Origin of the sequence: Mycobacterium sp. E3251 (assembly GCF_001666835.1) — a bacterium.
GTDB lineage: Bacteria > Actinomycetota > Actinomycetes > Mycobacteriales > Mycobacteriaceae > Mycobacterium.
Genome location: NZ_LZJF01000052.1, coordinates 1 through 1,416 on the forward strand (window position 1 = coordinate 1; position 1,416 = coordinate 1,416).

The following is a 1,416-nucleotide window of genomic DNA, read 5'->3' on the forward strand; positions in this document are numbered from 1 at the left end:
AGGCCACCAGGCCCGGAGGGCGTACCGCCGCCCGAACCCGGGGTCGGAACGTGTCCGCCGCCCAATCCGCCCGGCCCCTCCCACGGCGATCAGTGGGACGACTGGCTCCATCGACACCTGGGGCACGGCCTCCCGATCCCGTAGCCGCGTCCGGCCCCAAGCCGAAGGTGCCGCAAGCGCGTAAAATCGTGGGACTAGGGGAATACACGGTGGGGACTCAGTGACCTCTGGCGTTTTCGCGGGGTGCGGCGGCCACGTCCTCACATCAGGACTAGCAATCGAACCTTGGAGGAGCTTTGGACACCGTACTTGGGGTGTCAATGGCGCCGACGGCCGTCCGAATGGTGCTGGTCGAAGGCCAGAATGGCGAAGGCGCCACCGTCGACGAAGACAATTTCGACGTTCCGCCCGAAGATGACGCGGCAACGCTAAGCGCGGCCAACCAGGTAGTCTCCGCGATCCTGGGCACGCGTGAGGGCGCCGCCGAGGGCGGCTACCAACTGGCCTCGACAGGGGTCACCTTCACCGACCCGATCGAGGCCGCCGCGCTGCGCGATGCGCTGGCCGCCCACAAGGTCGAGAACGTGATGTTGGTCTCGTCCTTCCTGGCCGCGGCGGCCCTGGCCCAGGCGGTCGGCAGTCAGACCAACTATGCGCAAACGGCGCTGCTCTACATCGAGCCCGACACCGCGACCCTGGCGGTCGTCAACAGCGCCGACGGGTCGGTCGCCGATGTCCGCCGCGAACCCCTGCCGGCCGACGACGAGGCCGCGGTGGCCCAGCTGGCCTCCATGGTTTCGCAGGCCGAGACGATGGAGACCCGCCCGGACGGGGTGTTCGTCGTCGGCTCCGGCGTTGACATCCCGCTGATCAAGCCCGCGCTCGAGGCGGCGACCACGCTGCCGCTGTCGGCTCCCGAGGAGCCGGAGACGGCGCTGGCCCGGGGCGCGGCGCTGGCCTCGGCGCACGCCCCGCTGTTCTCCTCCTCCACCGCAGCGCTGGCCTACGCCCAAGACCCGGGCACCGGCGCCATCAACCCGTTCGCGATTGCGCCGGGCTACTTCGAAACCCCGGGAACCCTGGAAAGGGACGCCCTCGCCTACAGCGCCGTCCCCGACGACGTCGACGACTTCTACACCGGCGCGCAAACCGGCGCCACCGCGCTCGTCGACGCCGGTTATCCCGAGCGCCGCTCCTTCCGGCTGGTGGGCAGCATCGTGGCGGGCGTCTTCGTCATCGGTGTGGTGGCGCTGGTCGTCTCGCTGGCGATCGCGATCCGGCCCACGGCCAACGTCCGGCCCAGCCCGAACCAGAACGTCGTCGTCGCGCCCACCCGGCCGGCCCCCGCCGCCGAGGCACCCAAGGCCGAGCCTCAGCCCGAACAAGCCGAGCCCGAGGCGGCCGACGGCACGGCCG

1 protein-coding gene is annotated in these 1,416 nt (G+C 70.9%); it reads left to right on the forward strand.

The features are described 5' to 3' along the window. Positions 1–320 precede the first annotated feature (320 nt). Positions 321–1,416 (forward strand): hypothetical protein (locus A5697_RS06710; protein WP_231971992.1); only part of this gene is annotated, 1,096 nt, incomplete at its 3' end.